We start from the raw sequence: 6,676 nt of genomic DNA, 5'->3' as shown, positions 1-6,676 counted from the left end.
GGCGGGAGGCTCTTCTTCGACGATGGAGGGGGAGCTGTAGGTGACGGTGAACGGTGCGGTGGCGCTCGCCGTCGCCGTTGCGGCCCGGACAGTGACGGTGGGCTCGGCTGATTCGGGCATCACCAGGTCGGCCGTGAAGTAGCCGGAGGCGCTGGTTTTGAAGGGGGCGCTGGCGGTTCCCGCGGTGACCGTCCCCGAGGTCTTCTTGGGGAACCCGGTTCCGGTGATGGTCACGGAGGTGCCGGCAGGGCCGGTGTTGGGGCTGAGGGTGATGGCGGCCATCGCGGCGTGCGCCGGGGCCGCGCCGGCGGGAATCGCCCAGGCGAGCAGCACGGCGAAACACAGGATGTATCTGAACAGCTTCACTGGACCTCCAGGTGGTGTGCCGCCGCACCCTGGGTGGAAGGGCGGCGGCGGGGACGGCGCACGAAGAAGGAGGTGACCGGAGTGACCCCCTTTTCCAGTCTGAAGGCCGCCCGGGCGGCGCAGTGGAGATTCCGGCTCAGGATCAGCCTAGTTTTGGCCCACTTTTTGCGCACCGGCGTGTCCCGTGGTCTTGCGGAGGACCAGGTGGGGCGTCCGGACAACGCGGCCCGGTGGCAGCGTCCCTTCCACCCGGTCCACGGCGCGGTCCACGGCTGCCGCTGCAAGGAGCGGGGCGTCCTGGCTAATGGAGGAAAGCTGGACGTAGCTCAGCCTGGCGAAGTGGCTGTCGTCGTAGCCGAGCACGGAAATGTCCGCCGGGATGCTGATGCCGGCAGCCCGGAAGCTCTCCATGATTCCGAGGGCCGATCTGTCATTGAAGGCGATCACGGCCGTGGGCAGGTCCGCCTGGAGGGCCTGCCCCGCCCGCATGCCGGTTTCCTCATCCGGGCCTCCGGGAACAACCACGGGCACCAGCCCGTGCCGGAGCATCTCCGCGCGATACGCCTCCCGGCGCTGGTCCGAGGAGACGGCTGTGCCGCCGTCCACGTGGGTGATCCGGCGGTGGCCCAGGCTGGCCAGGTGCTCCACGGCTATCCGGATGCCGGCGTAATCGTCACTGCTGACCGAATCCACCAGGCCGCCCACATCCTCGCGCAGGAGGCTCACCACCGGCACCCGGCGGGCATGCAGTGCCAGGTCCTCGGTGCTGAGGGTCGGGGCGATGATGATCAGGGCTTCGGCGCCAACGTCCAGCAGCGTCTCGATGGCGCGGGCCTCGGGCCTGCCGGCGGCCACGGCGCTCAGAGCTATCTCATAACCCCTGGCCGAGGCTTCGGCGTATGCGGCATCCACGATTTCCGCGTGGAACGGCTGTGAACTGGAGAAAATGAGGCCCAGGAGCCTGGTCCGGCTGCTCCGGAGGAGCCGCGCCCGGGAGTCTGCCCGGTAGCCCAGTTCCCGGGCCGCCTCCAGGACTTTTTGCCGGGTTGATTCCGCGGCGCCGGGAGCACCCCGCATCACGATGGACACCAGGGCACGTGAAACACCGGCCGCCTTGGCGACGTCCATCAGGGTGGGGCGGCGCTGCAGTTCCGTCATATCTCCTCCTGGGAGTAACAGTCTATAGAACGATCTAGACCTGGCGTGCACCGCATGTCATCATGGTTCGACTAGAACGATCTAGACGACGATGTCAGGAGTAATTATGGGTTACCTTCAGCACCCGGTCAGCGAAGACCGTCCGGTCCGCATCGGCTTGATCGGCGCCGGCTGGATTGGAAGTTTCCATGCCGAGTCCGTAGCGCTGCGCATCCCCAACGCCCGGCTGGAGGCAATTGCTGATCCGGCCCTGCCCGCTGTTGAGGCCCTGGCCGGCCGGCTGGGTGTTGCCAAGATCAGTACGGACCCGGCGGATGTGCTCCAGGATCCCGACGTCGATGCTGTCCTGATTGCCGCGCCGGCCCGTTTTCATTCCGGGCTCATCGCGGCGGCAGCCCGGGCAGGGAAACACGCCTTCTGCGAAAAGCCGGGCGGCCGCACGGTGGAGGAGCTCGACGAGGCCCTGACTGCAGCCGGGGCCGCGGGCGTCGTGGTCCAGTTCGGTTTCAACCGGCGCTATGCGGACGGCTTCGCCGCGGCCCGCAAGCTGATCGATGACGGCGCCGTGGGAACGCCGCAGCTGCTGCGGTCCTTGACCCGCGATCCGGGTACCGCGGACGGGATCGCCGACCCGGGGCGGATCCCGCCCGGGACCATCTTCCTGGAAACCCTCATCCATGATTTCGACACCCTCAACTGGCTGAACCCGGGCGCAGTTCCGGTCAGCGTCTATGCCGTTGCCGATGCGCTGGTGGCGCCCGGGGCGAAAGAGGGCGGACTGCTGGACACCGCCGTGGTCACCGTGACCTACAACAACGGGGCCATTGCCGTGGCCGAGGCGAACTTCAATGCGCTGTATGGCTATGACGTGCGGGGGGAAGTTTTCGGCTCCGCGGGGATGGTGACGGCGGGAGGGCCGCAGGAAACCAGCGCCACCAGCTACACCGCTGCCGGAATCGGCTCGGCCACGGTCCGGCGGAACGTGGATCTGTTCCACGACGCCTACACGGCCGAACTCGCCCACTTTGTGAACGCCGTCAAGGCCGGCCGTGACGGCACGGAGGCTCCCGCCGCCCACGCACCCGGTGGCACCGATGCCCGGAACGCCCTGGCGGTAGCCCTTGCCGCCTTCCGTTCGGCTGAAACGGGCCTGCCGGTGGACGTCGCATCCGTTGCCGTCCTCACTCCGGCAGAACCTGCACAGCACCTCGTGGGGAATATCGCATGAGCTTCCGGCTGGCCGTGTGCGCCGAGATGGTCTACGGCGAACTGCCGTTGCTCGAGCGGGTCAAGAGAATCCATGGGCAGGGGTTCGAGGTGGAGCTGTGGGATACCCGGGGCCGGGACATCGCGGCCCTGGCAGCTACAGGAGCACGGTTCTCCTCGATGACCGGCTATTTTGGCGGCAGCCTTACCGATCCCCGCAGCGCCGGCGAGGTGCTGGCGTCTGCGGAGAAGCTGATCCCTGCCGCGCTGGAACTCGGTGTCGAGAGGATGGTGGTGCATCCGGCGGAGCTCGGGGAGGGCGGCCGGGCTGTCCGCCCCGTACACCGGTCAACAGGTGACATGTGGCTGACCGGCCGGAGCACCCTCGAACGCCTGGCAGTCCTGGGCGAAAAGCACGGTGTGGCCTTCGCACTGGAGAACCTGAACACCGTCCTGGACCACCCCGGCATTCCGCTCGCCCGGGCCAAAGACACCATGGCGCTGGTCTCGGCAGTTGACCACCCCAACGCCCGGATGATGCTGGACCTCTACCACGCCCAGATCGGTGAGGGGAACCTGATCGAACTTGTCCGGGCCGCGCTGCCCTGGGTGGGGGAAATCCAGGTGGCCGACGTCCCGGGCCGTTGTGAGCCAGGTACCGGGGAGATCAACTACCGCGCAGTTGCGGGCGCCCTCCGCGAAGCCGGCTACACAGGAGTCGTCGGTCTCGAAGCGTCTGCCGCCGGGGGAGCGGGCCTGGCGGCGGGGGATGCCGCCCTTGCAGCTTTCCGGGCGGCGTTTGAAGGCTAGGCGGGCCTATGGCTGTGATCCCCGCCTTTGCCGCCCGGGAAGGTACACCACCCGCTGACCGCGTACCCAGCGCGCAGGAAACGGGTAAGGAGTATCGGCGCTTCCGGGCCTAAGCTTGATCATGGATGCGATTCCGTCCCTGGTCCTGGTCTTTGGTGTGGCTTTTGTGTGGCTGGGTTTGACGGTGATCGTCCTCCTCAGGTTGCGCCGCCGCCGGAGGGGGTCATCGCTGGTGGCCACCGCTGCCTCCCGCCGGCCGCGCCGGCACCCACTCCCGCAAGCACTGGCGGCTGGCCCACCCGCTCACGGGCAGCGCCCCGGCCGGACGGCACAGGGGCGGGAAGGCCCGCGGGTAGCCGTTCCCGGCCTGTCGCCGAACGTCCGGGCGGCCGACGGCGGCACCCGGCACCGGGAGCCTGTTACCGGGCGGCCGCGAGGGAGGGATGGAGGGCATCCGCGTCCGGAAGGGTCAGGACCGCCGTGGTTCCCTTTCCGCGGCTGCTGGACAGGCTGATGGTTCCGCGATGGTTTTCGACGATGGACCGGGTAATGGCCAGCCCCAGGCCCGCACCGGGAATGGCGGAAGAGTGGGCATTGGCCGCCCGGAAGAAACGGGTGAAGGCCTGGGCCAGCTCATCCTCGGTCATGCCGATCCCGGTGTCGGTGACTTCGCACCTGAGGTGTTGTCCTGCGGCGCTGACCCGCACGGTGACAGCTCCGCCTTCCGGCGTGTACTTGATGGCGTTCGACACCAGGTTGTCGATCGCCTGGCCGAGGCGGTCGGGGTCAAACCGTCCTGTAACCGGACCCGTTGATTCGAGTTCAAGGGTGATGCCAGCGGCCGCGGCGTGCGGCTGTGCAGCGCTGATGCTGGTGGCGGCAACGTCGTTGAGGTCCGCCGGGCGGGGACTGATGGTCAACGATCCGGACGCGATGGTCAGCAGGTCACCCACGAGGGTCAGCAGCCGCCGGGCGTTGCGCTTGGCCACCGTCAGGCACTGTTCCACGCCGGGGTCAAGGCCCTCCTCGTCCAGGGCCAGGTCCAGGTAGCCAAGTATGGACGTCAGCGGCGTCCGCAGCTCGTGGGAGACGCTGGCCAGGAATTCGTCCTTCGCGGAGAGCGCCGTCACCAGGGCGGTGACGTCCGTGAAGGCCAGGACCGCGCCTGAGTTGGCTCCAGCGGATGTCCTGGTGAGACGGCACGTTACCGAGTAGGCGCGCTGGGTGGTTCCGGTGCCCACCCAGATCAGTTCGTCGGTGAATGATTCACCCCGGGCGGCGCGCGAGCGGGGGTGCCGTTCGGGGGGAAGCCGGTGTTTCCTGTCGCCGCCGTAGACGGGAAGATCGGTCACGTTGCCGGGAGTCGGTTCACCGCCGATGGCGTCCGCGAGGCGGCTGCCAAGGTGCCGGTTCACCAGTACGGCCTGGCCTTGGCCGTCGAGGGCGCACACACCCACACTGACAGTGTCCATCACTGTGTTCAGCACCTGTTCGCGGTCCTCGCTGGCCGCCAGCAGGTCCCGGAGGTCAGCTTCCTGTTGATGCAGCAGGCGCCGCTGCATGGCAAGCCCGTTGGCAACCCCAAACGCGGTCAGTGCGATCGCCCCCAGGATGACCGGCAGGAGCACCACCCGGATGAAGGATGCGCTGGTGAACCCGTTGCCGAGGATTACCGGCGGCACTGCCACGCTGAGGATGGTGGCAAGGACCGCCAGGACAACACCTGTGCGGCGCAGGCCCACAGCCAGCCAGACGACCGGAAAAACGAGCAGGAAGCTCAGGACGGTAAGGTGCTGGCCGCCTGATTCGCGGAACAGCCCGATCGCCAGGCAGTCCAGGAACGGAAGCACGAAGACGGACCGCGCCGGGAGGCGTTGCCAGGGCACTGCGGCGCTGGCCGCGAGCAGCAGCAGATGCGCGGCGAGGCTGAACATGAACGGCCCCGACCACTCGAACCCGGGGTGCAGAAGGGCCACCAGGACCGTGACGAGCAGCACCGTGACCGACAGCGGCAGCTGGAACATCACCGTCCGGCCGCGGGGCCCCAGCTTGCGGAAGTAGCGGTCCGTCGATTCGAAAAGCATGGTTCCCCCTTAAACCAGTGTCCAGTCTGTTGCGTGGACCCCGTTACTGATCCCGGCCGCCGTCGGCTTCAGCAGTTTCCAGCCACTCGCTGAACGTCTGGCGTCCGACGGCGGCACCCGCCGCCGGGACCAGCGCACCGCTGCGCATGGCTTTGCCCATGGCGCCCGGCAGCACTGCCTCAAGGATCCTTTTGCGCTGGCCGGTCTTGGCCAGGTAGGCGCGCACCAGGACTGCGAGTTGTTCGGTCCGTGGCCCGCCCAGGTCCGGGACCCTTCCCCGGGGTCCTGACTCTGCCGCCGTCACCAGGGCCTCAGCCACCTCCCGGGCAGCCACGGGCTGGGTGAACATCCTGGGAACTGTGACCACCGGACCCACAGTCCCGATCTTCACCGCCAGCGGTACGAACTCGTGGAACTGTGTGGAACGCAGCAGGGTCCACGGAATGCCGCCGTGCCGGACCTCATCCTCCTGCACCAGCTTCCCCGCGTACAGGCCGGACGTTGAACCGTCGATCCCCACGATGGAGAGCGCCACGTGGTGCTTGACCCCCGCCTGCTTCTCGGCTGCCAGCAGGTTCTGGGTGGCGTTGGTGAAGAAGTCCACAGCCTTTTTGGTGGACGTGGTCTGGATGCCGGAGACGTCAATGACTGCCTCCACGCCCTGGAGGGCCTGGGTGAGGCCGCGGCCGTTCACCAGGTCCACGCCTTCGGCCCGGCTCATGCTGGACACCTCATGGCCGCGTGCTGTGGCCACCTGCACCACGTGGCGGCCAACAGTACCGGTTCCCCCTGCAACGGCAATCCTCATGCAGCAAATCCTATGCCCGTCAGGGGCCGGTGCGTCAGCGGCTGGGGGTGCAATGCTTGGCCTCCTTTGAAGGACGGCAGGGGTTCCATGTCCGAAGGCCGTTACTGCTGCTGGTCGGCTGATCGCGCGGACGGTGAGAGAGGAGGGCCGGCGGCTATTTGCGGAACCACGCTGTTCCGCCGCCTCCGCCGCCGGCCCTGGCCTGTTGCCGGGCCCAGACCCCAGCTGCTGCTGCCTTACGCTT

The 6,676-nt window shown here is 67.9% G+C and carries 6 protein-coding genes; 2 read left to right on the top strand and 4 right to left on the bottom strand.

The window, feature by feature from the left end; translation table 11 throughout:
* Nucleotides 1-366 (bottom strand): IPT/TIG domain-containing protein (locus NFU08_RS18610; RefSeq protein ID WP_251425269.1); only part of this gene is annotated, 366 nt, incomplete at its 3' end.
* Nucleotides 367-513: 147 nt separating this feature from the next.
* Nucleotides 514-1,524 carry a LacI family DNA-binding transcriptional regulator gene (locus NFU08_RS18605; protein WP_251425266.1) on the bottom strand — a complete coding sequence of 337 codons (1,011 nt, stop codon included), beginning with the start codon at nt 1,522-1,524 and terminating at the stop codon, nt 514-516.
* A gap of 106 nt (nt 1,525-1,630) precedes the next feature.
* Between NFU08_RS18605 and NFU08_RS18600 the strand changes: the two genes are divergently transcribed.
* Entirely contained in the window at nt 1,631-2,752 is a 1,122-nt protein-coding gene (locus NFU08_RS18600) for a Gfo/Idh/MocA family oxidoreductase (protein WP_251425264.1), read from the top strand.
* Complete coding sequence (locus tag NFU08_RS18595) at nt 2,749-3,540, top strand: TIM barrel protein (RefSeq protein WP_251425261.1); 792 nt, start codon at nt 2,749-2,751, stop codon at nt 3,538-3,540. The genes NFU08_RS18600 and NFU08_RS18595 overlap by 4 nt, the downstream gene beginning before the upstream one ends.
* Before the next feature lie 419 nt (nt 3,541-3,959).
* On the opposite strand, the gene NFU08_RS18590 is transcribed toward NFU08_RS18595, so the two are convergent.
* Together NFU08_RS18590 and NFU08_RS18585 are read right to left on the bottom strand one after the other, a co-directional pair.
* Nucleotides 3,960-5,624 carry an ATP-binding protein gene (locus NFU08_RS18590; protein ID WP_251425258.1) on the bottom strand — a complete coding sequence of 555 codons (1,665 nt, stop codon included), beginning with the start codon at nt 5,622-5,624 and terminating at the stop codon, nt 3,960-3,962.
* Between the two features lie 43 nt (nt 5,625-5,667).
* Nucleotides 5,668-6,432: an SDR family oxidoreductase gene (locus NFU08_RS18585; RefSeq protein WP_251425255.1), complete on the bottom strand. Its 765-nt coding sequence runs from the start codon at nt 6,430-6,432 to the stop codon at nt 5,668-5,670.
* Nucleotides 6,433-6,676: the final 244 nt, after the last annotated feature.

Origin of the sequence: Pseudarthrobacter sp. NCCP-2145 (assembly GCF_023708005.1) — a bacterium.
GTDB lineage: Bacteria > Actinomycetota > Actinomycetes > Actinomycetales > Micrococcaceae > Arthrobacter > Arthrobacter oxydans.
This window is presented reverse-complemented; position numbering and strand designations above follow the sequence as displayed.

Bases quoted from the DNA above. Each gene is read 5' to 3' on its own strand.
- NFU08_RS18605 (WP_251425266.1), bottom strand. From the start codon at position 1,524: ATGACGGAACTGCAGCGCCGCCCCACCCTGATGGACGTCGCCAAGGCG.
- NFU08_RS18600 (WP_251425264.1), top strand. From the start codon at position 1,631: ATGGGTTACCTTCAGCACCCGGTCAGCGAAGACCGTCCGGTCCGCATC.
- NFU08_RS18595 (WP_251425261.1), top strand. From the start codon at position 2,749: ATGAGCTTCCGGCTGGCCGTGTGCGCCGAGATGGTCTACGGCGAACTG.
- NFU08_RS18590 (WP_251425258.1), bottom strand. From the start codon at position 5,624: ATGCTTTTCGAATCGACGGACCGCTACTTCCGCAAGCTGGGGCCCCGC.
- NFU08_RS18585 (WP_251425255.1), bottom strand. From the start codon at position 6,432: ATGAGGATTGCCGTTGCAGGGGGAACCGGTACTGTTGGCCGCCACGTG.